Origin of the sequence: Streptomyces sp. NPDC058308 (assembly GCF_042880275.1) — a bacterium.
GTDB lineage: Bacteria > Actinomycetota > Actinomycetes > Streptomycetales > Streptomycetaceae > Streptomyces.
Genome location: NZ_JBHVZA010000013.1, coordinates 93,220 through 119,231 on the forward strand (window position 1 = coordinate 93,220; position 26,012 = coordinate 119,231).

Genomic DNA, 26,012 nt, shown 5'->3' on the forward strand with positions numbered 1-26,012 from the left:
CATCGCCCGATGGCCTGTCGGAGGGCATCGCCTGATGGCCTGTCGGTTATCGGTCTACCCCACTGCCGCGTAGCTCTCGTACGTCTCCTCGTCCTCCAAGTCCACGGGCAACAGGCCCGCACCGCGCTCGTACTCGGAGCGCGCTGTCTCCAGGAGCCTGCGCCATGAGGTGACGGTGGGGCGCCTGCGCAGCAGTGCGCGGCGCTCTCGCTCCGTCATGCCACCCCACACGCCGAACTCGACGCGGTTGTCCAGCGCGTCGGCCAGGCACTCGGTCCGCACCGGGCATCCGGTGCACACCGCCTTGGCCCTGTTCTGCGCTGCTCCTTGAACGAATAGTTCATCCGGATCGGTAGTGCGGCAGGCCGCCTGCGCACTCCAGTCGGTTACCCAGCCCATACCGGCGCCGTCCTCTCCCGAATCGAGGCTCCCCCACGGCGGCAGCGGCATATGCACCGCCGCCAGTTGAGGACGTTACGGAAGGTGGGCACAGCGCAACACCCCCTTCGGGCCCAATCTTGAATGGCCCGAACGGACTATGCGTAAGCGGCAGATCACCCGACGGAGTGAGCTGACGACATCCGTGAGGAACCCGGCATTCCGGGACAGTTCAGTTGAGTCACAACGGACGCTGAGCGTCACATGAGGCGAATTCGGACATGAATCCGCCTGATTCGGGAGGGGGGAGGGTCTGGTGCCGAACCGCACGGCTGTGACAGTTGAGAGCAGCTTAGGCCAAGGCATTGAGGCCTGTCCGGCGAATCAGAACGTCGGCGCCCCACCCTTCTGAAACATCGGCGTCCCGCACTTCTGAGGCTCCAGGTGACAAGCGTGCCACCGGGCTCAGAGGTGCCGGAGGTACGCGAACATCCCGAGGAACCCTCGCTCCCTCGGAACCCCGGCGGCGACGGATTAGGCTGCCCTCATGGGAAAGAAGCGCTCGGGCGGTGGTCTGTCACCAACTCAGCAGGCCGCGAAGTTCCTCGGAGTCAGCGTCCTGGCGGGTGCGGTGCTGGCCGGGATCGCCCTGCCCGCGGCCGGAGCGCTGGGCCTCGCGGCCAAGGGTTCGGTCGAAGGGTTCGACGAGATCCCCGCCAATCTGAAGCAGCCGCCCCTCAGTCAGCGCACCACGATCCTGGACAACAAGGGCGGCCAGATCGCCACGGTCTACTCGCGTGACCGCACGGTCGTCCCGCTCAAGGACATCTCGCCGTACATGCAGAAGGCGATCGTCGCGATCGAGGACTCCCGCTTCTACGAGCACGGCGCGGTCGACCTCAAGGGCATCCTGCGCGCGCTCAACCAGAACGCGCAGAGCGGCGGCGTCTCGCAGGGCGCGTCCACGCTGACGCAGCAGTACGTGAAGAACGTCTTCGTGGAGGAGGCCGGCGACGACCCGACGAAGGTCGCCGAGGCCACGCAGCAGACGCTCGGCCGCAAGATCCGCGAGCTGAAGTACGCGATCCAGGTCGAGGACAAGCTGGGCAAGAAGCGCATCCTCAAGAACTACCTGAACATCACCTACTTCGGTCAGCAGGCGTACGGCATCGAGGCCGCGGCGCAGCGGTACTTCTCCAAGCCCGCCAAGGACCTGGAGGTCCAGGAGGCCGCGCTCCTCGCCGGCATCGTGCAGTCCCCCAGCCGGTACGACCCGGTCAACGACTCGGCGGAGGCCACCAAGCGGCGCAACGTGGTGCTGCAGCGCATGGCCGACACGCACGACATCTCCCAGCAGCAGGCCGACGACGCCAAGAAGACCGAGCTCGGCCTGAAGGTGAGCCGCCCCAAGAACGGGTGCATCACCTCGGTCAGCGGCGCCGGCTTCTTCTGCGACTACGTGCGCGAGGTGTTCCTCAACGACCCGGTCTTCGGCAAGACGAAGGAAGAGCGGGCCAAGGTCTGGAACCGGGGCGGCCTGAAGGTCCGCACGACCCTCGACCCGCAGGCGCAGGACTCCGTGCAGGCGTCGATAAAGGATCACGTGAACAAGACCGACGACGTGGCGACCGCCGCCTCGATCGTCGAGCCGGGCACGGGCAAGATCCTCGGCATGGGCCAGTCGCGTCCCTACGGCTTCAAGAAGGACGAGACCACGATCAACCTCTCCGTGGACGACTCCATGGGCGGCGGCGCGGGCTACCAGCCCGGTTCGACCTTCAAGCCGATCGTCGCGGCGGCGGCCCTGGAGGGCGGCAAGTCGGCCGGGCAGAGCTATGCCTCACCGTACGAAATGCCGTACCCGAAGCGGGTGTCCGCCTGTGACGGCAAGCAGTGGGTGAACTCCGGCAACGCGAAGCTGACCAACGAGAACGAGTCCGAGGTCGGCCCGTACGGCATGCAGGAAGCGACCGCGAAGTCGGTCAACACCTACTACGTGCAGCTCATCGGCGACATCGGCATCTGCCCGGTGACGAAACTGGCCGCCAAGATGGGCGTCAAGCGCGCCGACGGCAAGCAGCTGGACCAGGCGCCGTCCATCGCCCTCGGCACCCAGGAGATGTCGCCGCTGACGATGGCGGGCGCGTACGCGACCTTCGCCTCGCGCGGCACGTACTGCACGCCCATCGCCATCGAGTCGATCAACACGCTCGGCGGCAAGTCGCTGCCGGTGCCGAAGTCGTCGTGCTCGCGCGCGATGTCGCAGAAGACCGCCGACACCGTCAACACGCTCCTGAAGGGTGTGGTCGAGGACGGCACGGGCAAGCAGGCAGGACTCGGCTCCCGCCCCAGCGCGGGCAAGACGGGTACGACCGACTACCGCTACGCAGCCTGGTTCGTGGGCTACACCCCGAACATGTCGGGCGCCGTCTGGGTCGGCGACCCGCAGCACAAGCGGCAAATGGTCGACATCACCATCGGCGGGGTCCCGTACGACAAGGTCTTCGGTGGCGAGGTGCCGGGCCCGATCTGGCGCGACGCGATGAGCGGCGCCCTCGCGGGCAAGCCCGGCCCCGGCTTCAACACCGTCCACATCCCCGGCGGGGACAAGGGCAGGGACGGGGACCACGGCCGCGACCACGACAACAAGCCGGGTGGTGGTGGCCACGACGGTGGCAATGGTGGCGGCAACGGTGGCGGCATTGGCGGGGGTGGCAACGGCGGAGGCGGCAACGACGGAGGCGGCGACCCCTGGCCGGACATTTCGATCCCGTCGGACGTCCTCGGCGGCAACGGAAACGGCGGGAACGGAAACGGGAACGGGAACGGTGGGAACGGCATCGGCGGCGGGTTCGGCGGCTGGCCGCAGTAGCCCTTCTGCTCGTACGGGAATCTCGTACGTGAAGCTCGTACGTGAAGCTCGTACGTGAATGAGGGCGCCCCCTGCTTCAGGGGGCGCCCTCATCGTCGTCACCGGGAGCGGGGGCCGACAGGGTTGGAGTCGGGGGCCGACAGGGTTACCGGGCCGAACCGGCCCCGCGCGCTACCTCACCCTCCCGCTACCTCACCCGCTCCACCGCGCTCTCAGCCCGCGAGAAGCTGCTTGACCGTGGCGGCGACGCGGCCGCCCTCGGCCAGGCCCGCGACCTTCGGGTTCACGATCTTCATGACCTGGCCCATGGCGCGCGGACCCTCGGCGCCGGCGGCCTTGGCCTCCGCGACGGCCTGGGCGACGATCTCCCGCAGCTCGTCGTCGGAGAGCTGCTTGGGGAGGTACTCGGCGAGGATCTCGCCCTCCGCCTTCTCCTTCGCCGCCTGCTCGGCACGGCCGCCCTCGGCGAAGGCCTCCGCGGCCTCACGGCGCTTCTTGGCCTCGCGGGCGATCACCTTCTGGACCTCGTCGTCGGAGAGCTCACGGGCCGTCTTGCCCGAGACCTCCTCCTTCGTGATCGCGGTGAGGGTCAGCCGGAGCGTCGAGGAGCGCAGCTCGTCGCGCCCCCGGATCGCGGCGGTGAGGTCATCGTGCAGCTTCGACTTGAGCGTGGTCATGGGTTGATTGTGGCAGGTGCGGAGGGTTGGCCGCCCGCCGATTTCCGCTGGGTGGGCGCGGGTTGCCCTCGCGGTCGTACGGGGGTGCCAGGGTGTGCCAGGGCGTGCCACTGGGATCCGCGGGCGTCGGAGCCCCACGTGGTGCCGCCCATTGCCCCCCCAGGGGCCCGCCTGGGGCCCACCCTGGGCCGCCCGGGGCCCGCCTGGGGTCCGACCGGCGTCTGACAGATTGTCTGACACGATGGGGAGATGCGCGCGCGATACGCAGTACCCCTGGGCATCACGGCGACGGCCGCGGCCGGTCTCGCCTACTCGGTGGGCTTCGAGGCCCGTTTCTTCCGGCTGAGGCGGGTCACGGTGCCCGTACTGCCGTCGGGGATGCGTCCCTTGCGGGTCCTCCAGGTCTCCGACATCCACATGGTGTCCGGACAGCGCAAGAAGCAGCGGTGGCTGCGCTCGCTGGCGGGACTGCGCCCCGACTTCGTCGTCAACACGGGGGACAACCTCTCCGACCCCGAGGGCGTCCCGGAGACCCTGGACGCGCTCGGCCCGCTGATGGAGTTCCCCGGGGCGTACGTCTTCGGCTCGAACGACTACTACGGCCCGAAGCCGCGCAACCCCGCCCGCTACCTCGTCGAGAAGGTGCAGGGCAAGCACGGCCTGAACGGCAACGCGCCCGCGGTCGGCGTCATCCACAACCCGTGGGAGGGCCTGCGCGACGGGTTCGACGCGGCGGGCTGGGTGAACCTCACGAACACGCGGGGCTCGCTGAAGATCGACGGCTACGAGATCGCGCTCACGGGCCTGGACGACCCGCACATCAAACGCGACCGGTACGCGCGCGTGGCGGGCGGTCCGGAGACCGGGGCCGACTTCTCGATGGGCATCGTGCACGCCCCGTACCTGCGCGCCCTCGACGCCTTCACCGCGGACGGCTACCCGCTGGTCCTCGCCGGCCACACCCACGGCGGTCAGGTGTGCATCCCCTTCTACGGGGCACTGGTCACCAACTGCGACCTGGACACCGACCGCGTGAAGGGCCTCTCCACGCACGAGGCGGAGGGGCGGAAGTCGTTCCTCCACGTATCGGCGGGGTGCGGGGCGAACCGCTACACACCGATGCGGTTCGCGTGCCCTCCGGAGGCGACACTGCTGACGCTGACGGCGCGGGGCTGACGGAAACGGGGCTGACGGCACGGGTGACGGCGGACGTCGACCCGGCATCCGCCCGAGCGGGCATTGCGTCGCGTCGCGTCGTGACGATGCTTACCGTGGGGACATGATCGCTCCGATACGTCCCATACATCCCCTACGTAAGGTACGTCCGGGTGTCCCGGCGGAGGCGGTCGTGCCACCCGTACGCCGCCCCCTCGTGGCCGCCTTCCGCGCCCTGATCGCGCTGGCCGCGGTGACCGGAATCGTGATCGACCTGGTCATCGGCAGCCCGCCGCGCGTCCTCAGCTACTTCACGATCCAGAGCAACGTGCTGGTCGCCGTGGTCCTCGGCCTCGCAGCTTGGCGCGCCTGGCGGGGCCGCCATCCGCTGCCGCCCTGGATCTCCGGCGGCACCGTCCTCTTCATCGCGATCACGGGCCTCGTCTACCACCTGATCCTGGCCAACGACGCGAGCGGCTTCTCGATGACCGACGACGCCGAGACCCTCTCCGCGATGCCGGCCATGTCCGGCTGGCACTCCCTCTCCAACCAGCTCCTGCACACCGTGACGCCGATCGGCGTGGCCCTCGACTGGCTGCTGCTCACCAGGCCGGGCGGCCTGCGCCTGCGCCACGCGGGCCTGTGGCTGCTCTACCCACTCGCCTACCTGGCCTTCGCCCTGGCCCGCGGCGCCCTGCTGCCCCCGGGCCCGCCGGCCCGCTACCCGTACCCGTTCCTGGACGTCGACATCCACGGCTACGCGGGCGTCCTGGGCAACGCCGTCCTCTTCGGCCTGGCCTTCGCCGCCCTCGCCCTGCTCGTCCTCCTCCTGGACCGCCTCCGCCCCCAGCCCCGGCCCCCCGAAAACCGGATTTCGTCTCCGGGCGCCGGTCCGCTAAAGTAATCGGTGTCGCCACGGCCTGCACCGCAGACCGCTGGAACAACGACATCGGGGTGTAGCGCAGCTTGGCAGCGCGCTTCGTTCGGGACGAAGAGGTCGTGGGTTCAAATCCCGCCACCCCGACAGCTGAAACACCAGGTCAGGGGCCTGATCCGCTTAGCGGGTCGGGCCCCTGAGTGGTTTCTGGGGTCGTCCTGGGAGCCATTTGGGAGCCAGTCGCCAGATCCGGCTCCCTAATCTCCCAGCAATCAAGCAGCCATCTCCGAGACGGGGGCGGGCCCCTCCGGCGGGTCGAGAAGCGTGAACGCGCAGTCCCCCGGGCGCCGCCCCAAACGCTGGACCGTCAGTGCGCCCAGAAGCGCGGCTCCAGGGCCGCGCACTGGCCCTGCCTCGGTACCTACGAAGACCAGGCCGTTCTCGTCCGGCTCCCACTTCCCGTACTCAGCCCCGGCAACCGACGCGAGGCAGAAACCGAGGAGGTCGGCCTGTAGCCCGGTGGGCAGCTCACCGCGGAGGAACACCAGCGGATGCGCCATCCCCTCGTCGTCGTAGCCAGCTGCCACGACGGCACCGAGGCCCTCAGGCAACGGGTACATGTCTTCGGGGATGTCCTCCACGACGCCCGCGAGATGAAGGACGGCAACCTCTTTCAACTCCGCGAGGACCTCCTCATCGCACCGCCAGCCGTCCTTCGGCGCCCAGTTGCCGTCGCCGTAGAGGTCCAAGGCGTCTGCCGTCACCTCCGGTGGCTCTGTCGGCATCGAAGCTGGCAGGTCATCCACTTCCTCCACCCTTACGCCTTGCCCGTTCGACTCCGGCCAGAGCGCCAAGAGGGGGTAGGGCCGGTGGATGTAGTGAGCCAGCAGCGACCGAATGGCGACTGTGACCTGCGGATCACTCAGACCGGGACGCACAAGTATGCAGAGCCGTCCTGAAACGACGGCCAGCGCCGCCTGCCTACCCTGCTCCCCCAGGTCGAACTCGACTGCCCGTGCGTTCATCGCATCCAAGAGCACGGGGAGCTCCAACGCCCAGGCGTCATGCGCCCGAATCCTGCCCGGCGACTTGTTCTGGTCCCGAGGGTCCTCTGATGCGCATTGCACCGCTCGCGCTTGCATGAGCTGTCCTTCCGTCGAATGAACCAGGTCCCCCACTCTTGAACCGGTTCATTCGACGGAAGGCGTAAAGTCACGAAATGCTTTCTCGTGCGTGCAGGGCCTGCCACGCTCAGCAGCACGGGTTCGCTGCCGACGTCTCCGTCCGCCGAACTCTCCCTCAAGTGCTGAGGGAAATCACCGAGCACGGCTTGTGCCGCGGTGTCCGCAGACGGAACGTCCATCCTCATGCACCTACCCAAGGAGGCGGGACGCCGGACGTACGACTGGCAGCGGGTCACTCCGGCACATCGCGCCTCGAACCGTCCGGGGAGCTGGAACTGCACGTCACCCAGCAGCACCAGGGGTACAGCCCCTACTCCGGTCGCGGTTGGGAGACGGACACCGACCAGAGCACGGAGCCGGGCGGCCCCGAGAGAACACCCCATCCGGGACAGCACGTCTCCTGCGTAGCCTCGGCCGCAGACCGCGAGGCAGCCCCGGACTCGGTAGCCCGAGCCGCCGTCGAACTCCTAGCTGGGCCGCTTCGTACGGACCAGGCCGTTTCCCAGCCGGGCAACGAAGCCATACGTAGGCGAAAGCAGCCGCCTTCAACAGGTACGCCCGGTACGTCTCAGCCATAGCCCGACCCGCTCTCATCGTCACCAGTCGGCCGCGGATAGCGTTGCTTCGCTCGGGTAAACCCTCACCTCACCGGAGACAACAGTGACTCGCTCGACCCGGCGCGTGGTGGCCGCGCTCACGGCCTCCGCCGCCCTGCTGCTGACCGCCTGCGGCGGATCGGACGACAGCAAGGACAACGACAAGATCGCCGGCGCTGACGCGGGCAGCGGGAAGTCGGCATCGCCGTCGTCATCCACGCCAGCGGACGGGACCGACCGGCCGGAGATCAAACTGCCCTCTGACGTGAAGCTGACCTTCACCCCAGAGCGGGCGGGGGATTCCGTCAAGGACGCGATCCTGCGGGACAACGCGGACATGATTCGTGCGCTCAACATGGCCATCGTGGCTGGAGATCCTCAGCTGCCCGCCCTGGAGTTCTACACCGAGGGCGAGGGTGCTGTGGCCGCCCGGGACTGGGCGAAGTCGTTCAAGGATGCGGGCTGGACCGTCACCGGGACAGTGCGCTATTTCGACCGGAACGTGAAGGTCAAGTCCAAGGACAGCGCGGCGATCGGATACTGCGCCGATGAGAGCAGGGGCTTCAGCAGAGACGTCAAGACGGACGAGATCAAGCGGACGAAGGTGACGAAGGACAGCTACGTCGCCTACAGCGCTCAGCTCAGGAAGAACAAGCAGGGGGTCTGGGAACTCATGAAGATGACATCCACCCGCGGCGCGACGGGCTGCCAGCCGTGAGTCGGCTCCTGCGTACCGCCGCGATCGCGGCGGTAGCGGGAGCGGCCTGGCTGTGCGCGGCGCCAACCGCCGTCGCAGACCAGAAACCTCCCGGAGGAGGCGGCTCATTCGGTGGCGGGCCGGGAAGCGACGCCAGTGTCTCCGGCGATGCCAGCGGTCCCGCCCTCTCGGCGTCAGCCAAGGGGATCGTCTACGACTTCTCGAAGAACGGAAAGGGCAGCTCCGCCGGTCCCGTCACTTCGTCTTCCGCAACGTGGACTCCCCCTGCCTGCTACTACGCTCCCAAGTACACCCCGAAGTCACTTGAGGGGTACATGCGGTACCAGTGGATGGGCACTTCGACCACCGAAGAGTGGGACAAGGAGACGCAGGGCCAGTACGTCGACAAGGGCGGCGACTCCGACAAGGACTTCAACAAGGACAAAGCCGGCAAGGGGAATTGGTGGGGCGCCTTCGTGACCGAGGGGCGAGAGGCTGACCCCGCGGCGCAGGACTGCGACAAGATCCCCTTCTGGGTCGACAAGGGGGACCCGCCTCCCGCTGACGCTCCGCAGGCCGTCACCCCGGAAATCCTCGCGCAGCTCGCCTACTCCGAGATCCGTGTTCCCGGTACGAAGGTCGAGTTGAAGCCGCAGAACAAGTCGACGGTGAACCTGCCGACGTGGGCGTGGCTGGAGAAGGCGGAGTTCAAGCCAGTGTCGGTCACCGCCTCCGTTCCCGGGCTCGGGATCGAAGCAACCAGCACGGCCGCGCCCGCCGCACTCAAGATCGAACCAGGGACGCCAGATGCTGAACTGCACCCGGCCTCCGGACAGTGCCCGATTCAGGGCGGCCGCATCGGCGTGCCGTACAGCAGGGGCAACAGCGGCGACACCCCTCCGTGCGGCGTGACGTACTTGCGGGCGTCCGGCGACGACGCATATCAGCTCAAGGCCACCGTCACCTGGGAGATCCATTGGACAGGAACCGGGGTCGCGGGCGAACAGAAGCTTCCTGATGGCGTGTTCGGCACTGAACAGGACGTCGTCGCGCAGGAGGTCCAGTCCATCAACCGCTGACCGGGGCATGGGTCCCTCGGCTGGTCGGCACACCACACGCACAACCATCTCAACCAACGGGGGCAGGGCAGCATGTCGGACCTGAGGAAGGATGCGGAGTCGCTGCACAAGGCGGCTACCGCACTGGGCAAGGCGGATGACCACACCCGTAAGCCGCTGCACGACTTCAAGTCGGCCTCGTATGACATGTCTGCGTTCGGGGTCCTTGGCTCGCTGATGGGCGCCAAGGACGACATCCAGGACGGCATGGACACCATCGCCGAGCTCACGGCGAGCCTGCACAAGGAGTGGGAGGCCGAGGCGAAGTTCATGGGTGATGTGTCCGACGCCTTCGACCTCCTTGACGTCCTGTTGAGTGCCGCGGCCCGCGCCAGGAAGAGCTGAACCGCACGTGGGCATCGACCTCAACCCTCTGCACTGGATCAACAAGGCCAATCACGCCTTCGGGGACACCCTGGCAAGCAATCTGGAGTTCCTGGGCATCACCGACCCGGCCGTCGATCCCGACGGTATCCGCGAGATAGCCAAGCGGTGGCGGGCCCTGGCCAAGGGCCTGGACGCTGCCGCGCACGCCGCCGAGACGGCGCTCAAGGACCTGGAGTGGAAGGGCGAGGCGGCCAAGGCCCTCCACAAGCGGGCCAAGGCCTCTCGCACGCAGGCCAGCGATATGGCCGAGTCGCTGCGCAAAGGTGCCAAGGCACTGGACGACTTCGCCGACGAAGCCCACGAACTCCTCACCGAGATCGGTGTAATCCTCGCGGAGATCGCCGAGTTCGAGATCGCGAGCCTGGCCCTGTCGGTGCTGACCGGTGGGCTTTCCGTGATTGCCGGGAATCTGGCGGCCGGCGCCCGGGCCGCGAAGGTCGTGGCACTGATCGCCCGGATCGAGAAGTCCGGAACCCGCATGGCCTCGGTCATCCGCACCGTCATGGAGGCCATCCGCGGCCTGGAACGGGCGCTGAAGGCGCTCGGAGAAATCAAGACGATCGCGAAGGCCGGGAAACTCGCGGGCGAGGGCATGAAGTTCTCCGCCTTCGACGCCGCCCTGCAAGACCCTGGTGCGTTCAAGGATCCGGACAAGCTGGCCGGGCTCTTGGCGGAAGGCGCGGTTTTGGGCATCGGCGGCGGAATGCTGGGCAAGGCTCTCGGCAAAGGCCTGAAGAAGCTCAAGCCCAGTGAACTCGCCAGACTGAGCAGGTCGTTGGGGATCGGCGGATCCGACGTCACCAGGCTCAAATTGAAACCTCGTGAGGCTGAGCAGCTCAAGGCTGGAATTCGCGCGGCGGAGAAAGAGCTCAAGGTCGACCCGATCGACGTGGCCACCGGAGACATGTTCCTGGCGCAGACCGATGTCCAACTCCCCGGTGCCCTCCCATTGATCCTGGAGCGTACCCACCTCTCCTCCTACCGCTGGGGAGGCTGGTTCGGCCCCTCCTGGGCCTCCACCCTTGACCAGCGTCTACAGGCGAGCGACGAAGGCATCACGTACGCCACGGCGGACGGCGCCCGGCTGGCGTACCCGCTCCTCGATGCCGAGGCCGAGGGCCCCGTCTATGCCGGTCCGGTCAAGTCCTTGCCGCTGAGCTGGGACACAGAGACCGACGGTGCGCTCCGGGTGAGTGACCCCGCTTCGGGCCTCGCGTACGTGTTCCACACCCCGCAGCCCACCGATGAAGGTGAGGCTGTGGATCTGCCTTTGCAGGCGATCGTGGACAACAACGGACAGCGCATCACCGTTCAGTACGCCGACGACGGCACCCCTACCGGACTCGTTCACTCCGGCGGATACCGAATAGCCCTGGATCAGCACCCCACCCTGCCGCGGATCTCCGCCCTTCGCCTGCTCGATCCGGAACACCCCGGCGGCCGCGGGACGACGCTCGTGTCGTTCGGCTACGGCGACGACGGCAACCTCACGGAGGTCATCAACTCCTCCGGCCTGCCGACCCGGTTCACGTACGACGAGGCGGACCGGATCACCTCATGGACCGACCGCAACGGATCGGCCTACCAGTACTTCTACGACAACCGCGGCCGCGTCGTGCGCACCGACGGCAGTGGCGGCTTCCTCGCAGGCACCCTGACCTACGACGACGTCACCCGTACGACGACAGTCACCGGCTCGCTCGGCCAGACGACCCGTTATGAGCACGACGAGGCCCACCGCCTCGTCCGCGAGACCGATCCGCTCGGACACACGCGGTATCAGGAGTGGAACGCCTACCACCAGCTCGTCGCTGTCACGGACGCCCAGGGGCACACCACACGCTACGAGTACGACGAGCACGGGCAAGTGACATCCGTCGTCCGCCCGGACGGCAGCGAAATCCGGTCCGCGTACAACGAATTCGGCCTGCCCACGTCACTGACCGGGCCTGCCGGTGCGGCCTGGCACCAAGACTACGACGCCCGCGGCAACCTCACGGCGATGACGGACCCGGCCGGAGCCACCACGCAGTTCGTGTACAACGAGGCAGGACACCGGAAGGCCGTCACCGACCCGCTGGGCAACACCACTCACCTGCGCTGCGACCGCGTGGGGCTCCCTCGTGAACTGACCGACCCGCTCGGGGCCGTAACCCACTACGAGCGAGACGCCTTCGGCCGCACCAGTGCCATCACCGACCCTCTGGGGAACGTCACTCGCTTCGAGTGGACGGTCGAGGGCAAGCTCGTGCGCCGTACGGCTCCGGACGGCGCCTCGGAGTCCTGGCAGTACGACGGCGAGGGCAACTGCATCGCGCACACGACCCTGGACGGGGGCGTCACCCGCTTCGAATACACCCACTTCGATCTCGTGGCGGCCCGCACCGACCCCGATGGCACCCGCTACGAGTTCACGTACGACACCGACCTGCGGCTGGTCAGTGTCACCAACCCGCAGAATTGTTCCTGGAGTTATTCATACGATGCCGCGGGCCGACTCGTGTCCGAGACGGATTTTGACGGCCGGGGATCGGAATACTCCTACAGTCCCGCGGGGCACCTGACTTCCCGCACCAACGCCATGGGGCAGATCACCCGCTTCCAGCACGACGCGCTCGGCCGAGTCGTTCGCAAGGACGCCGACGGTGCGGTCACCACCTTCGAGTACGACCACACGGGACTCCTGGTCCGGGCGGCCAACGCTGATGTGGCCATCGAGCTGGAGCACGATGCCGCAGGGCGCGTGCGGAGCGAATCCGTCAACGACCACACCACCAGGTACGTCTACGACCCCGCCGGGCGCAGGACGAGCCGCACAACACCCAGCGGCGTCACAAGCGAGTGGGTGTACGACAGGGCGGGCCGCCCCACTGTTCTGCTCACGGGCTCCGGACACGCGGTCGCGACCGACTACGACACGGCGGGCGGCGTAGTCGGCCGTCGCGTGGACGGCATTGCCACATTGGCGCAGACCCTTGACCAGCTGGGCCGCCTCACCGACCAGTCGGTCATCGCTCCAGGTGGACTGACCGTCCAGAACCGGACCTATGAGTACGGCAGCGACGGCAGCCCGCGCCGGATCGACGACCGGCTGAACGGCGCACGCCATTTCGACGTCGACCGCGCCGGACGCGTCACCGCCGTCCAGGCCCACGAGTGGAGCGAACGGTACGCCTACGACGAGCTGGGCAACCAGACCGAGGCGGCCTGGCCCTCCACTCACCCGGAGCAAGAGGCCACGGGCACTCGCACGTACCAAGGCACCCTGGTCACGCACGCCGGTGCTGTGCGCTACGAGTACGACGCCCAAGGCCGCGTCGTCCTTCGCCAGAAGACCCGCCTGTCCCGTAAGCCGGACACCTGGCGCTACGCCTGGGACGCCGAAAACCGTCTCGTCTCGGTCACGACTCCAGACGGGACTACATGGCGCTACCTCTACGATCCGTTCGGACGCCGCATCGCCAAACAGCGCCTCGCAGCCGACGGCACGTCTGTCACAGAACAGACCGACTTCGCCTGGGACGGCACCACCCTGTGCGAACAGAGCACGAGCTCCGCCGACCTGCCCTCCTCCGTCACAGTGACGTGGGACCACGACGGCACACGCCCCGTCGCGCAGACCGAACGCCGCGTCGCCCCGGACGCACCACAGGACCAGATCGACGCACGCTTCTACGCCATCGTCACCGACCTCGTCGGCACACCGACCGAACTGCTCGGCGAGGACGGAGACATTGCCTGGCGCGCCCGCAGCACACTGTGGGGCGTCACGGCATGGTCCACGCAGAGCACCACGTACACGCCTCTGAGATTCCCGGGCCAGTACTACGACCCCGAATCCGGCCTCCACTACAACTACTTCCGGCACTACGACCCGGAGACCGCCAGATACCTGAGCCAGGACCCGCTCGGACTCGCCCCTGCCGACAATCCCCGAACGTACACAGTGAACCCTAATGTCTGGACTGACATATTGGGGCTCGCTCCTGGCACTTGCCCCGTAACCGGGCAGCAAATAGACCCCAAGGGGTATACGTCCCTTTTTGAAATGCAATTGGATCCGACGGACTTCGGACGGGGCCGCGGCGTCCACTTCAATCGTGCGAACGCCGCGCTTGACGATGCGATTAAGGCGAATCCTGAACTGGGCGCCTACCTGGACCAGTTTTCTCCCGGAATCGCGGACCGCGTGAGCTCCACCGGTGGCCGAAGGGACCCGCTTGGTCACACGTGGCAACACGAGCCGGCCGCCAATGCCGGGGGCCGTCAGGGAGTTATCCGCCTTGTGCCCCGCTACCAGCACACTCCGGGATCCCCCTGGTGGGACGTACTCCATCCCGGAAACTCCGGAGGGTATGCTGAATGGGCGATACCCAATGGAGCCCCTCCAAATTATCGACGCAGAAGGTGAATTGATGTCCTATTTTATGCGCGACGCAATGGGGTCCGACATTGATGATCCCAATGAGGAGCAGATCCGAGAGATCGTCGCAAGCCTGGAAACGTCGGCTGATGACGAACACACAGACGTTTCGCTGCAGCACGAGTCGGAATGGTGTCTCAGTGTTTTCGCCGATCGGACACTGTGGTGGGAAAACGTCGAGGATTCCTCCGTCAGTCCTCGTCGTATCACGCTCGAATCCTGGGACGAGGTCATCGAAACCCTCCTCAAGCTCTCCCGGGGAGACATTGAGGGAGTGAATCAGCTCGATTGGCAAGAGTAACCGAGGGACGTCCGTGGACGGTGCGCCTCGATATCCGATCTCGGCACCGTTGTCCTACCTGATTACGGCATCCTCAATTCTCGGACGCGCGGGCACGCTCGCCGTCATGCTGGAACAGCTCCGCGAGCGCGAGGTGTTCCCCAGCGACGACGGATTGCTGGAAGCGCGCCGTCTGCTCGCTCTGCGCACCGACGCAGTCGAACGCTTCGGGCACGCCTGCGATGTGTTGTTGCGCTGGGTCCTACGCGTGGGCGGGAGGCAAGCCTCTGTTCCGGCGCTGGCATTCCTGGAAGACCCGCTGTGCAGCTTCGCCGGGGCTCCCCTGACCGAGGATGAAGTTCTCAGCGCGCTCGACTACCTGCGCGAGCACGCTCTTGTGAACACCCGCTACCTCCACACGGCTTCGTGAGATGTACCGCGTGCCGAGGGAGTCTCGGTACGCGGTACAGGGTCCGACCGGCCCGTCGGTCAGACGGCCGCGGGGGCTCCGAGCAGCGCGGAAGCCTGTTGGAACGGGTTGGGAACGCGCGTGGGCGCGGCGGCGGCCTGGGGCAGGCCGCGGCAGGTGAAGCCGAGCTGGGTCATGGCCCGGAGGACTTCGCCTGCGCTGAAGTCGCGGGGGTCCTGGCGGGTGATGACCTGGCCGACCTGCTTGACGGGGTAGGTGCGACGGCCGATGATCACGGACGCGCCGGAGACCAGCTCGGGCTTGATGCCCTTCATCGTTTCCAGGACGCCGCTCTTGGTGAGGTCGAACGGGAAGCGGGCGATGACACAGCGCATGATGCCTCACAAGGATCACAAGGAGAAGAGCCGAAGGGGGTTTCTGCCGCGGTGAGTTGGTTCAGTCGGCAAGGGCGAGGACGCCCAGAGCACTGCCGTGTTCGTCGACGGCAGGCAGCGCGTCGAACCTGTGGCTGCGCGTCGCGTGCCCGGCCTCGGTCATCGTGGTCACGGGTGAGGTGAACGGCCCGCGGTTGCCGAGGACGTCGCGCAGCTGGACCCGGTCGGTGTAGGCGGGGCTGTCACGGAGTGCGGCGAGCTGGGCGTGGGTGACCAGGCCGGTGCACAGGCTGTCGTTGTCGCAGACGAGCAGGTGGCCGGTGCGGGCGCCGGCCATGACGGACAGGGCGACCTCGATGGTCATGTCGTCACAGACCTGCGGTGCGGCCGCGTCCATGGTGTCGGCCACCGTCCGGCGTACGGGGGTGGCGTTCGCCGGGCGGGGCTGCATCTGGACCAGCGTCAAAACGTACCTCCTGCAGAGATGAGTCAACTTCCTGAGCACGAAGGTTCTAGGCCGCCGCGTCAAAGGAGGGCTGGCGCACATTGGCGCGGCGACTGGCCGAAGCGGGGCTGCGCCGGCCGCGTGAGGACGAAGCGCGCTTACGTCGCTCGGTCACCGGTGCGGTGATCGTCACGGGGATGCCGGAGGGCGCCTGGGCACCGGTGATCTGGCTGAGCGCCTCTTCGCCGGAGCGGACCTGGGTGGTCTGGGGCACGATGCCGGCGGCGGTCATGAGACGGGTCATGTCACGGCGCTGGCCCGGGGTGACCAGGGTGACGACGCTGCCGGACTCACCTGCCCGTGCGGTGCGGCCGCCGCGGTGGAGGTAGTCCTTGTGGTCGGTCGGCGGGTCGACGTTGACGACGAGGTCGAGGTTGTCGACGTGGATGCCGCGCGCCGCGACGTTCGTCGCGACGAGCACGGTGACGTGCCCGGTCTTGAACTGGGTCAGGGTGCGGGTGCGCTGCGGCTGGGACTTCCCGCCGTGCAGGGCGGCGGCTCGTACGCCGCTGTTCAGCAGGTCCTGGGTGAGCCGGTCGACGGCGTGCTTGGTGTCCAGGAACATGATCACCCGTCCCTCGCGCGCCGCGATCTCCGTGGTCGTCCGGTGCTTGTCGGCGCCGTGGACGTGCAGGACGTGGTGTTCCATCGTGGTGACCGCGCCTGCCGAGGGGTCGACGGAGTGGACGACCGGGTCGGTGAGGTAGCGACGGACCAGGAGGTCGACGTTGCGGTCGAGGGTGGCGGAGAACAGCATCCGCTGGCCCTCGGGGCGTACCTGGTCGAGCAGCGCGGTGACCTGGGGCATGAAGCCCATGTCGGCCATCTGGTCGGCCTCGTCCAGGACGGTGATCGCGACCTGGTTCAGCCGGCAGTCGCCGCGGTCGATGAGGTCCTTCAGGCGGCCCGGCGTCGCGACGACGACCTCGGCGCCGCCGCGCAGCACGCTCACCTGCCTGCCGATCGACATTCCGCCGACGACGGTGGCCAGGCGCAGCTTGACCGAGCGGGCGTAGGGGGTGAGCGCGTCGGTCACCTGCTGGGCCAGCTCGCGCGTCGGCACGAGGATCAGGGCCAGCGGCTGGCGGGGCTCGGCGCGCTGTCCGGCGGTGCGGGCGAGGAGCGCCAGGCCGAAGGCGAGGGTCTTGCCCGAACCGGTGCGGCCACGGCCGAGGACGTCGCGGCCCGCGAGGGTGTTGGGCAGGGTCGCGCCCTGGATCGGGAACGGGACGCTCACGCCCTGGGTGGTGAGCGCGGCCAGCAGCTGGTTGGGCATGTCCAGTTCGGCGAACGCCTCGACGGCGGGCAGCGCGGGGGTGATCGTCTTCGGCAGGGCGAACTCTCCCTGGACCGCTGCGGGCCGCCGGCTGCGGCCGCCCGAGCGGCTCGGACCACCTGAACGGCTCGGGGCGGGCGAGCTGAAGCGGCTGCCTCGGCCGGAACCCGCGCCGGTGCCGAAAGCGGGAGCGCCGGTACGGCTGCGGCTGCGGGAGGAGCGGTTATTCGTACGTGTGGGGTTCATGCGGAACCTTCCTTGATACGGCACGTATCAAGGAATTCCCGCAGCGGAAGAACAGCGCGGGGAATCACAAGAACGGACCGAACAGAATGCGAGAGTCAAACTGACCTGCGGCGGACCCGGAGGCGGAGCGCAGGCAGCGAAATGGGTGACGTCATGCGGACGTGCGTCATGCGGACGTGCGTCATGCGGACGTGCAATTCAGAATGTCGAAGGGTGCGGAGCAGACCCGAATGAGCGAGCACCCTTGAAGGATGGGCTGCACGCTGCGGTTGCTCCGTACGACACCGCGTACGACACCACTGCGGGAAAATGCCCGCAGCTGGGGCCCGCACCCCGAGGGATGCGGGCCCCAGCTACGAAGTACGTGTCAGCGTCAGGACAGAACGATGTTCTCGGCCGTCGGGCCCTTCTGGCCCGGCGCGATGTCGAAGGTGACCTTCTGGCCTTCGAGCAGCTCGCGGAAGCCCTGGGCGGCGATGTTCGAGAAGTGGGCGAACACGTCAGCGCCGCCACCGTCCTGCTCGATGAAGCCGAAACCCTTGGCCGCGTTGAACCACTTCACAGTGCCTGACGCCATGTCATATCTCCTTTGGGGCAGTACGCCGGAACCCGCAATGCACGGACACCGGGTCGCCGCGATGATGCCCCGCCGGATAATGACCGGAAATACAGAACACTTCCGCCGAAAGAGAGAAGCGGCGAAGGTGTTCGAAGTTTGGGAACCACAACTGCAACTGAGAACGACAGTAGCATGCCGCAATGGTCCACGTACGGTAAATAATTCCACTCTCTTCGCTGCGGCAAAAACGCTCCCAGTGCGAAGCGTTAAACCCTCAACTCGCGGCCATAGATATTGATCTGCCCGGAGCGCAGCGTTGCGGGAGGATTTGTCACCCGAAGCTGGGAGTCAGACCGCGTCCGGCGGGTCGGCCGACTCGGCGGTCCGTCGGTGTTCGGCGTTGATGCGCTGGGCTTCTTCGAGCTGGTCTTCGAGGATGACGATGCGGCAGGCGGCCTCGATGGGGGTGCCCTGGTCGACGAGTTCGCGGGCGCGGGCGGCGATGCGCAGCTGATAGCGGGAGTAGCGGCGGTGTCCGCCCGCGGAGCGCAGCGGGGTGATGAGGCGGGCTTCGCCGATGGCGCGCAGGAAGCCCTGGGTGGTGCCGAGCATGTCGGCGGCCCGGCCCATGGTGTAGGCGGGGTAGTCGTCGTCATCGAGACGGCCGAACGAGTCGTCTGCTGTCATCGCACCTCTCTGTGGAACGCGTGGAGGGGCCCGGGTGCCGTACGGCACCCGGGCCCCGAAGGAACTGCTACACCATCTGTCGGCCCTAGTGCTGCGCCGACCTTCTGTGTCCGCACGTCCACCTGGGAGCAGATGGGGAATGCGGGGATCGCGGTTGCTTGACCGGAGACCACCTCACTATCGATGTCCTGCGGTACCCGGGCTCAAGAATCCACCCGGGCGATCCTGATGGCGCTCGGCTCCTCCGTTCTTCCCTCTGGGATCAATCACTTACCTAGTGGTACTGCGTACTGCTGGTACTGCGTACTGCTGGTGACGCGTACTACTTGGTGTTGCGAACTGCTCGTGGCCTGCACAGCGCCACTCTTCGGCAGCCAGCCCCGTCGCCCATCCTGCATCTGCTCTGGCTTAGAACCCCACTGCCGAACCTCCCGGTGCGCGCGCCCGCAGCCGACGCCTTCACCGAGGTGCTTCTCACTGAACTTCACTGCTGGGTACTGCGAACTGCTACTGCGTGAACTGCGGTACTGCTGAGCGGCGGCCCCTGATCACTGCGGGCCACCCGGTCCGGTCGTCAGTCCCGTCGCCGTCCTGCAACCGCTCTGGCTTCGAAACTCCACCACCGCACCGTCCTGCGTACTGCACCTGCGGGTACTGCACTTGCGGGTACTGCTGCCCGGCAGTTCGTCTCTGCCGGGCTTTGCTGATCTCGGTTACGAGAGAAACCATAACCACACCACCACCCAATGTCTACCCCAGCCGACACAGATTTCTGTCTGTCGGCCAGAGAGATAGTCGACCGCGACCGCGGATGGGGCGCGTGGCAGTCCCACTGCAGCCGGGACGAGCGCTCTGAGCAGCGGCGTTACGGCCGTAGCGGACCGCGGGCACGGTCAGTAAGTGGCCAGGGAAATGGCGATGTAGTGCGCGACGAAGGCTGCCACGGTCAGTGCGTGGAACACCTCGTGGAAGCCGAACCAGCGGGGTGAGGGGTCAGGGCGCTGGAGGGCGTAGACGACTGCGCCCGCGCTGTAGAGGAGACCGCCGACCACGATCAGGGCGAGTACGGCGGCTCCGCCGGTGTGCAGGAAGTCGGGCAGATAGCGCACCGGCGCCCACCCCAGGAGCAAGTAGCACGGGGTGTACAACCAGCGCGGAGCCGCGACCCACAGCACCCGGAACGCGATGCCGGCCAACGCGCCCGCCCACACGATCCACAGCAGCACGGATCGCTGTTCCGGTGGGAGGAGCAGCGTGGCCAGGGGGGTGCAGGTGCCGGCGATGATGAGGAAGATGTTGGCGTGGTCGAGGCGCCGTAGAAGAGCCTCGCCGAGCGGCCCCCAGGTGCCGCGGTGGTAGATGGCGCTCGTCGCGAACAGAAGCCAGGCGGTGACCGAGTACACGGCGCAGGCCAGGGCCGCCTGACGGGTGGGCGCCAGACAGATGAGCACGATGCCCGCGATCAGTGCGGCGGGGACCATTCCGGTATGGAGCCAGCCGCGCAACCGCGGCTTGACCGGTTCGGCCAGGTCGGCCACCCGCTCCACCAGAGCGGCAACCGGGTGGGTGTCCTCCCCGGCATCGTCGCCTTGTGATCCACATGGCAGCCCGGCTTCACCACGTTCTGCACGTGCTGAGGCGATGTGTACGTGTGCGGCTTCATCGTGTACGTGTGCGGCTTCATCGTGTACGTGTGCGGCTTCATCGGCGTCGCGGGACACAGCTTCCCGTCCTTCCTCGGGCTCCTGGGTGTCACTGGTGATTATGCGGTCGTCCTGCTTGTGTCCTTCAGGGCGCTGTGCTGCCGAGGGCTCCGTCGTCGGTGTCGTAGGTGTCGTAGGTGTCGTATTGGGTCAATGAACCGCATGCCCGAATACGTGGAGTTGCGCCGCAGCGGCCGGATTCCTCTGATCGGGATTCCGCCGGTATGGCCGGGCGGCTGCCCCTTGGGCCCTGAGTTCTGGCTCCTGGGTCCTGAGCCCTGAGACTGAGACTTGAGTCGGCCTCTACCGGGGCACTAATTTCTCCCGCTTTTCCGCCGTGCGCGTCCGATGCCCCAGAAGCCTTGATCGGGTCCCGCATTCTTGGCCGGAGGGTCCTTGATGAACGCACAAAGGGCCTCGGGGGCCGAAATGTTGCCGTCGCCGGCGAAGGAGAAGAAGGGCGGAGAGGAGAAGGGGGGAGAAGGCCCGAGGAGGGCGGAGTGGGCGTCGACCTGTTCCCGGGCCTCGCCGACCCCGCAGAGCGGCGCAGCCACACCAGCGGCACGGCAACCCGATCGGCCACGAGCTACGAAGCGGTCACGAGCGGACCAAGCAGCGAGGCAGCGAGGCAGCCAAGCAGCCAGCCCCCCATACGACAGACCGCGTCGTATCGGTGCCGGTCCCTCCCCTCGTGGGGACCGGCACCGATCGACGCGGACAGCGCCGACCGCCGTGAAACTGCGTATCGACGCGGATCGGGGAAAATCCGGATCCGAGTTCGATGTGAAAGCGGTCCGGGTATGGCCGACTGCACGCATCTGTCGAGCCCACGCGACGAACCCGGCGTGACTCCGGCGCAAGGCGGGCTCAGAACGATCGGTGGTGTGTGCCACCCCTGTGAGCCCTGAGCCGGTGACCTGCCCGGACGCTGCGTGGTTGGTTCGCTACTGCGACGAGATCCTGCCAGTTGCGGCTCCCCCGGAGGAGGCTCCGGTCCTGTCCGGACGCCTTCTGCGCAGGTCAGCCGTATAAAGTGAGTTTTCCGGTCCGGATGTCCAGGTGCGGCGGAAGTAAGGGGTGGAGACCTTGAGTTCCGACTCAGGGGCACGCACGAGCTTCGCGGAACGCCTCGCGCTGCTGTACAAGGAGGCCGGTAATCCGCCCCTCAAACGCGTGGCCGAAGCGGTCGTCCGGCTCCAGCGGGTCGACGAGCGGGGACGTGCCGTACGCGTGTCCGCGCAGCGGATCAGCGACTGGCGGCGGGCCAAGAACGTGCCCGCGCAGTTCGCCGCCCTCGCCGCGGTGCTGCATGTCCTGATCCCCGAAGCGCGGCGCGAGCGGCCCACGCCGGTCTCCACGGGTCTGTACGACATGACCCAGTGGCACCGCCTCTGGGAGCGCGCGGTGGCCGACCCGGTCGGCGACCGTGCCGCGGGGGGCGACGAGGACGAGGGGGCGGCGGCGGCCGAGGCGGCGGCCGTCCCGAGCGTGTGCCCGTACCGGGGGCTCGCCTCGTACCGGCAGGAGGACGCCCAGTGGTTCTTCGGCCGGGACCGGAGCACCGGGGCCCTGCTGGCGCAGCTCCGCACGGCGGAGGCGACCGGTGGCCTGGTCATGCTGGTGGGCGCCTCGGGGGCGGGGAAGTCCTCGCTGCTCAACGCCGGTCTCGTACCCGCCCTGCAGAGCGGCGCGCTGGGCGGCGAGGACGCTCTCGATGCCGGTCCGGTGCTGCAGCTGGTGCCGGGGAACGACCCGCTCGGGGAGCTGACCCGGCAGATACCCGAGCTCGCGCCCGCCGTCGCGGCGGCCGCGGACGAACCGGCGGAGGACGAAGCCGGGTCCGGAGCCGGGGCCGGGGCCGGGGGCGGAGCCGGGGCCGGTTCTTCGGTGTGGTTCGTCCGGGCCGTGCGGGACGGCATCGCCGCCTGGGCGGCGCGGTCGGGGGCACCTTCGGGGGCGCGTTCGGGGGCGCCTTCGGAGTCGGAGTCGGGGGCACCTTCGAAGACGGGGGCACCTTCGGAGTCGGAGCCACCTTCGGAGTCGCGATCAGCACCCGCGCAGGCCCGCCCCGTCCTCATCGTCGACCAGTTCGAGGAGACTTTCACCCTTTGTCCGGATGAGTCGGCCAGACGCGCCTTCGTCCGGCTGCTGCACGCCGCCTGCACGCCCCCCGCCCCGGCGGAGGGCGAGCCGGACCGGGACGCCGCCGCGCTCGTCGTCCTCGGCATACGCGCCGACTTCTACGAGGAGTGCCTCGGCTACCCCGAGCTGGCCGACGCCCTGCAGCACCGGCACATGGTGCTCGGCCCGCTGACCTCCACGGAACTGCGCAAGGCGGTGGCCGGCCCTGCCAAGGCCGTGGGGCTCGAACTCGAACCGGGCCTCGCCGAGCTGATCGTCCGGGAAGTGAGCACGGACGGGCCCCGCGGGGCGCACGACGCGGGCGTACTGCCGCTCCTCTCGCACGCCCTGCTCGCCACCTGGCAGCGGCGGAAGACGGGGCGGCTCACGCTGGCCGGGTACCGCGCGGCGGGCGGGATCCAGGGTGCCGTGGCGGCGACCGCCGAGCGCGCCTGGACCGGGCTCGATCCGGCGGCCCGTACGGCCGCGAGGCTGCTCCTGCTCCGCCTCGTGCGGCTGGGCGAGGACACGCAGGCCACCCGGCGCCGGGGTACGCGCCGTCAGCTGGCGGAGGAGTCGACGGACCCCCACAAGACGGAGGAGTCCCTCGAAGCGCTGGTCCGCGCCCGGCTGGTGACGCTCGACGCGGACACCGTGGAGATCACGCACGAAGCGCTGCTGCACGCCTGGCCCCGGCTGCGCGACTGGATCGACGAGGACAGGAACGACCACCTGCTGCGCCAGCGCCTCGAGGAGGACGGCAAGGCCTGGGAGGACTCCGAGCGCGACTCGTCGCTGCTCTACCGGGGTTCCCGCCTGGAGCAGGCCCGCGCCTGGGCGAAGAGCGCAGGGGACACGTTCCTGACCCGGGGCGCGATGGAGTTCCTGGCCGCTTCGGCCAGGCTGCGCAAGCGCACGGTCTGGATCGCCCGGGGCGCGGTGGCGGCCCTGGTCGTGCTGGCGATGGTGGCCGTCGTCTCTGCGGTGGTCGCCCGGCAGCAGCGGGACGACGCGGTGTTCCAGCAGGTGGTCGCGGAGGCCGACCGCGCCCAGCACACGGATCCGTCCCTGTCCGCCCAGCTCGACCTGGTGGCGCACCGGCTGCGGCCCGGCGACGCGGCGACCCGCAACCGGCTGATCTCGATCGTGAACGCGCCGCTCGCCACACCGCTCCTCGGCCACAAGGGCGCCGTCTACCTCACGTCCTTCAGCAAGAACGGACGCGTGCTCGCCACCGCCAGCTACGACCGGACCGTACGGCTGTGGGACGTGTCGGACCTGGCGCACCCCAAACCGCTGGGCAAGCCGCTGACCGGCCACAAGAGCTGGGTGAGCACCGCGGTGTTCAGCCCGGACGGCAAAACGCTCGCCAGCGCGTCGGACGACGGGACGCTGCGGCTGTGGGACGTGCGGGACCCGCGCCACCCGCGGCTGATCGGCGCTCCCGTGCCCGGTCACGGCGGCACGATCTATCTGCTCGCGTTCAGCCCGGACGGCCGGACCCTGGCCTCCGCCAACGAGGATCACGCCGTACGCCTCTGGGACATCGAGGACCTGGCGCGGCCGAAGGCGATCGACACGCTGACCGGGCACACGGCCGCCGTGCGCTCCGTGGCGTTCGCCCCCGACGGGCGCACCCTCGCGGCCGGCGGGGACGACGGCACGATCAGGCTGTGGAACACGGCCGACCGGCAGCGCCCGAAGCCGCTCGACAAGGTGCTGCGGGGCCATACGAGCACGGTGCACTCGGTGGCCTTCAGCCCCGACGGGAACACGCTCGCCAGCGGCGGCGCGGACAGCACGATCCGGCTCTGGGGCGTCGCCGACCCCCGCAGGGCGAGATCGCTCGGCACCCCGCTCACCGGCCACACCGGGGCCCTGTGGTCCGTGGCCTTCAACGCCTCGGGGAGCATGCTCGCGGCCGCCAGCGCGGACAGCACGGCCAGCCTGTGGAACGTCCGTGACCCGTCGCATCCGTCGCAGGTCGGCGAGCCGCTCGCGGGCAGCAGCGGGGAGATGTACTCCCTCGGCTTCAGCCCGGACGGACGGACGCTCGCCACCGGGAGCGGCGACAACAAGGTGCGCCTGTGGTCCATCCCGCCGTCGGACATGCTCGGCCGCGACGGGGCGTTCCGCCCCGACGGAAAGGTGCTCGCGACAGCCGCGGGCGACGAGAAGATCCGGCTGTGGGACGTGGCGAAGCCCGACCGGCCCGTGGCCCTCGGCCGGCCGTTCAAGCCCGGGAAGGGGAACCTGCGTGCGCCGGTGTTCTCCCCCGACGGCCGCACGCTCGCGGTGCTCACGGGCAACCGTGCGGTGCAGCTGTGGAACGTCGCCGACCCGGAGCGCCCCGTCCCCTACGGGCCGCCCGTCGCGCTGCGGACCCGGTTCGCGGCCGCCCTGGCCTTCAGTCCGGACGGGCGCACGCTCGCGTCCGCCGACACCGACCGCACCATTCAGCTGTGGAATGTCAGCTCACCGTCGCACCTGCGCAGGCTCGGCCGGCCGCTCACCGGTCATCAGGGCTACGTCAACTCCCTCGCGTTCAGCAAGGACGGGAGGACGCTCGCGAGCGGCAGCGCGGACGGCACCGTCCGGCTGTGGAACGTGACCGACCCGAGCCGCGCCACCCATCGCGGGGCGCCCCTCACCGGGCACCTGGGCCCGGTCAACCGGGTCGCCTACAGCCCGGACGGCCGCTCGCTGGCCAGCGGCAGCGACGACGGCACGGTCCGGCTCTGGGACATCTCCGACCCGGGCCGGGCGCCGCAGCGGGCCGCCACCCTGACGGGCCACACCGACGCGGTCGTGTCGCTGACGTTCGGCGCGGACGGCACCCTGGCGACCGGCGGCAACGACAACACGGTCCGGCTCTGGGACGTGGCCGACCCCTTCGACGCCTCGGCCATCGGCCAGTCGATGAGCCCGAACGCCAAGACGGGCAGTTTCCTGGTGTTCAGCCCGCAGAGCCGCATGCTCGGGGTGTCCAGCGGCACCGATACGGTCCGGCTGTGGGACTTGGACACCGACGAAGCCGTTAACCGCATTTGCTCGACCACGCGGGGCGTTCTGACGCGGGGTAAATGGGATGAGTATCTGCCGCGGCTCTCGTACGAGCCGCCGTGCGACGACTGACTAAGGGGCGCTGTTTCCCCTCGTTCAACGTTCTCCAGGTACGGGTTCAACCTTCTCCAGGTACGGGTTCAACCTTCTCCCGGTGCAGATCTCCCGACGTGATCCCGATCACAATGCCATAGTTCGATCGCGGAGTTGACTCCCACAGTTCCGCCATAGTTGTTACTGTTGGACGCAGAGCCCGATCGCTGGTGCATCCCCCGTCGCCAGCGATCGGGCCCTTTCCATGTCCGGGCCCAATTGCCCGGCCTTTTTCGGCGCGTGCCTCCCGGGTCGGGTTTAGGACGCGAGATCGATGCGTACGGAAACTTTCGGCCATTGCATCCGCGCCA

General features: G+C 68.3%; 19 protein-coding genes and 1 tRNA gene. 11 read left to right on the top strand and 9 right to left on the bottom strand.

What is annotated here, in order from left to right:
- Nucleotides 1-54: 54 nt before the first annotated feature.
- A complete protein-coding gene (locus ACFVYL_RS19265) occupies nucleotides 55-399 on the bottom strand; it encodes a WhiB family transcriptional regulator (RefSeq protein ID WP_030782081.1) in 345 nt (114 codons plus the stop codon).
- A gap of 526 nt (nucleotides 400-925) precedes the next feature.
- On the opposite strand from ACFVYL_RS19265, the gene ACFVYL_RS19270 reads away from it, so the two are divergent.
- A complete protein-coding gene (locus ACFVYL_RS19270; RefSeq protein ID WP_389717454.1) occupies nucleotides 926-3,250 on the top strand; it encodes a transglycosylase domain-containing protein in 2,325 nt (774 codons plus the stop codon).
- A 212-nt stretch (nucleotides 3,251-3,462) separates the two neighbouring features.
- Here ACFVYL_RS19270 and ACFVYL_RS19275 read toward each other — a convergent pair whose 3' ends face one another.
- Nucleotides 3,463-3,927: a GatB/YqeY domain-containing protein gene (locus ACFVYL_RS19275; RefSeq protein ID WP_389717457.1), complete on the bottom strand. Its 465-nt coding sequence runs from the start codon at nucleotides 3,925-3,927 to the stop codon at nucleotides 3,463-3,465.
- A gap of 249 nt (nucleotides 3,928-4,176) precedes the next feature.
- Between ACFVYL_RS19275 and ACFVYL_RS19280 the strand changes: the two genes are divergently transcribed.
- The 3 genes from ACFVYL_RS19280 (at nucleotide 4,177) to ACFVYL_RS19290 (ending at nucleotide 6,106) form a co-directional block, all read left to right on the top strand.
- Entirely contained in the window at nucleotides 4,177-5,103 is a 927-nt protein-coding gene (locus ACFVYL_RS19280) for a metallophosphoesterase (protein WP_389717459.1), read from the top strand.
- A 172-nt stretch (nucleotides 5,104-5,275) separates the two neighbouring features.
- Nucleotides 5,276-5,986, top strand: coding sequence for a Pr6Pr family membrane protein (locus ACFVYL_RS19285; protein ID WP_389717461.1), 711 nt, complete (start codon nucleotides 5,276-5,278; stop codon nucleotides 5,984-5,986).
- Nucleotides 5,987-6,032: 46 nt separating this feature from the next.
- A tRNA-Pro gene (locus ACFVYL_RS19290) sits at nucleotides 6,033-6,106 on the top strand.
- A 125-nt stretch (nucleotides 6,107-6,231) separates the two neighbouring features.
- Here the strand turns inward: ACFVYL_RS19290 and ACFVYL_RS19295 are convergent.
- The gene (locus ACFVYL_RS19295; RefSeq protein ID WP_389717463.1) at nucleotides 6,232-6,999 is read right to left on the bottom strand and encodes a hypothetical protein; all 768 of its coding nucleotides are present in this window, start codon (nucleotides 6,997-6,999) and stop codon (nucleotides 6,232-6,234) included.
- Nucleotides 7,000-7,803: 804 nt separating this feature from the next.
- Here ACFVYL_RS19295 and ACFVYL_RS19300 point away from each other — a divergent pair.
- The 6 genes from ACFVYL_RS19300 to ACFVYL_RS19325 all read left to right on the top strand — a co-directional run bounded on the left by ACFVYL_RS19300 (nucleotide 7,804) and on the right by ACFVYL_RS19325 (nucleotide 15,074).
- The gene (locus tag ACFVYL_RS19300; RefSeq protein ID WP_389717464.1) at nucleotides 7,804-8,457 is read left to right on the top strand and encodes a hypothetical protein; all 654 of its coding nucleotides are present in this window, start codon (nucleotides 7,804-7,806) and stop codon (nucleotides 8,455-8,457) included.
- On the top strand, nucleotides 8,445-9,515 hold the full coding sequence (locus ACFVYL_RS19305) for a hypothetical protein (protein ID WP_389717736.1): 1,071 nt from the start codon (nucleotides 8,445-8,447) through the stop codon (nucleotides 9,513-9,515). Before ACFVYL_RS19300 ends, ACFVYL_RS19305 begins: the two co-directional genes overlap by 13 nt.
- Before the next feature lie 72 nt (nucleotides 9,516-9,587).
- Nucleotides 9,588-9,899 (top strand): hypothetical protein, encoded by a 312-nt coding sequence (locus ACFVYL_RS19310; protein ID WP_389717467.1) that lies wholly within the window; start codon nucleotides 9,588-9,590, stop codon nucleotides 9,897-9,899.
- A 7-nt stretch (nucleotides 9,900-9,906) separates the two neighbouring features.
- Nucleotides 9,907-14,352: a DUF6531 domain-containing protein gene (locus tag ACFVYL_RS19315; RefSeq protein ID WP_389717469.1), complete on the top strand. Its 4,446-nt coding sequence runs from the start codon at nucleotides 9,907-9,909 to the stop codon at nucleotides 14,350-14,352.
- 4 nt (nucleotides 14,353-14,356) lie between these two features.
- Nucleotides 14,357-14,665, top strand: a complete 309-nt coding sequence (locus tag ACFVYL_RS19320) for a hypothetical protein (RefSeq protein WP_389717470.1) — start codon at nucleotides 14,357-14,359, stop codon at nucleotides 14,663-14,665.
- A 106-nt stretch (nucleotides 14,666-14,771) separates the two neighbouring features.
- Nucleotides 14,772-15,074: a hypothetical protein gene (locus ACFVYL_RS19325; RefSeq protein ID WP_389717472.1), complete on the top strand. Its 303-nt coding sequence runs from the start codon at nucleotides 14,772-14,774 to the stop codon at nucleotides 15,072-15,074.
- Nucleotides 15,075-15,133: 59 nt separating this feature from the next.
- On the opposite strand, the gene ACFVYL_RS19330 is transcribed toward ACFVYL_RS19325, so the two are convergent.
- The 6 genes from ACFVYL_RS19330 to ACFVYL_RS19355 all read right to left on the bottom strand — a co-directional run bounded on the left by ACFVYL_RS19330 (nucleotide 15,134) and on the right by ACFVYL_RS19355 (nucleotide 20,268).
- On the bottom strand, nucleotides 15,134-15,448 hold the full coding sequence (locus ACFVYL_RS19330) for an SCO5918 family protein (RefSeq protein WP_389717474.1): 315 nt from the start codon (nucleotides 15,446-15,448) through the stop codon (nucleotides 15,134-15,136).
- Between the two features lie 61 nt (nucleotides 15,449-15,509).
- On the bottom strand, nucleotides 15,510-15,914 hold the full coding sequence (locus ACFVYL_RS19335; RefSeq protein WP_389717476.1) for a CBS domain-containing protein: 405 nt from the start codon (nucleotides 15,912-15,914) through the stop codon (nucleotides 15,510-15,512).
- A gap of 46 nt (nucleotides 15,915-15,960) precedes the next feature.
- Entirely contained in the window at nucleotides 15,961-17,475 is a 1,515-nt protein-coding gene (locus ACFVYL_RS19340) for a DEAD/DEAH box helicase (protein ID WP_389717478.1), read from the bottom strand.
- A gap of 373 nt (nucleotides 17,476-17,848) precedes the next feature.
- On the bottom strand, nucleotides 17,849-18,052 hold the full coding sequence (locus ACFVYL_RS19345) for a cold-shock protein (RefSeq protein WP_389717479.1): 204 nt from the start codon (nucleotides 18,050-18,052) through the stop codon (nucleotides 17,849-17,851).
- A 330-nt stretch (nucleotides 18,053-18,382) separates the two neighbouring features.
- Nucleotides 18,383-18,721, bottom strand: a complete 339-nt coding sequence (locus tag ACFVYL_RS19350; protein ID WP_389717481.1) for a MerR family transcriptional regulator — start codon at nucleotides 18,719-18,721, stop codon at nucleotides 18,383-18,385.
- 893 nt (nucleotides 18,722-19,614) lie between these two features.
- A complete protein-coding gene (locus ACFVYL_RS19355; RefSeq protein ID WP_389717483.1) occupies nucleotides 19,615-20,268 on the bottom strand; it encodes a hemolysin III family protein in 654 nt (217 codons plus the stop codon).
- Between the two features lie 1,233 nt (nucleotides 20,269-21,501).
- Here ACFVYL_RS19355 and ACFVYL_RS19360 point away from each other — a divergent pair.
- Entirely contained in the window at nucleotides 21,502-25,680 is a 4,179-nt protein-coding gene (locus tag ACFVYL_RS19360) for a hypothetical protein (protein ID WP_389717485.1), read from the top strand.
- The last annotated feature ends 332 nt before the right edge of the window (nucleotides 25,681-26,012 follow it).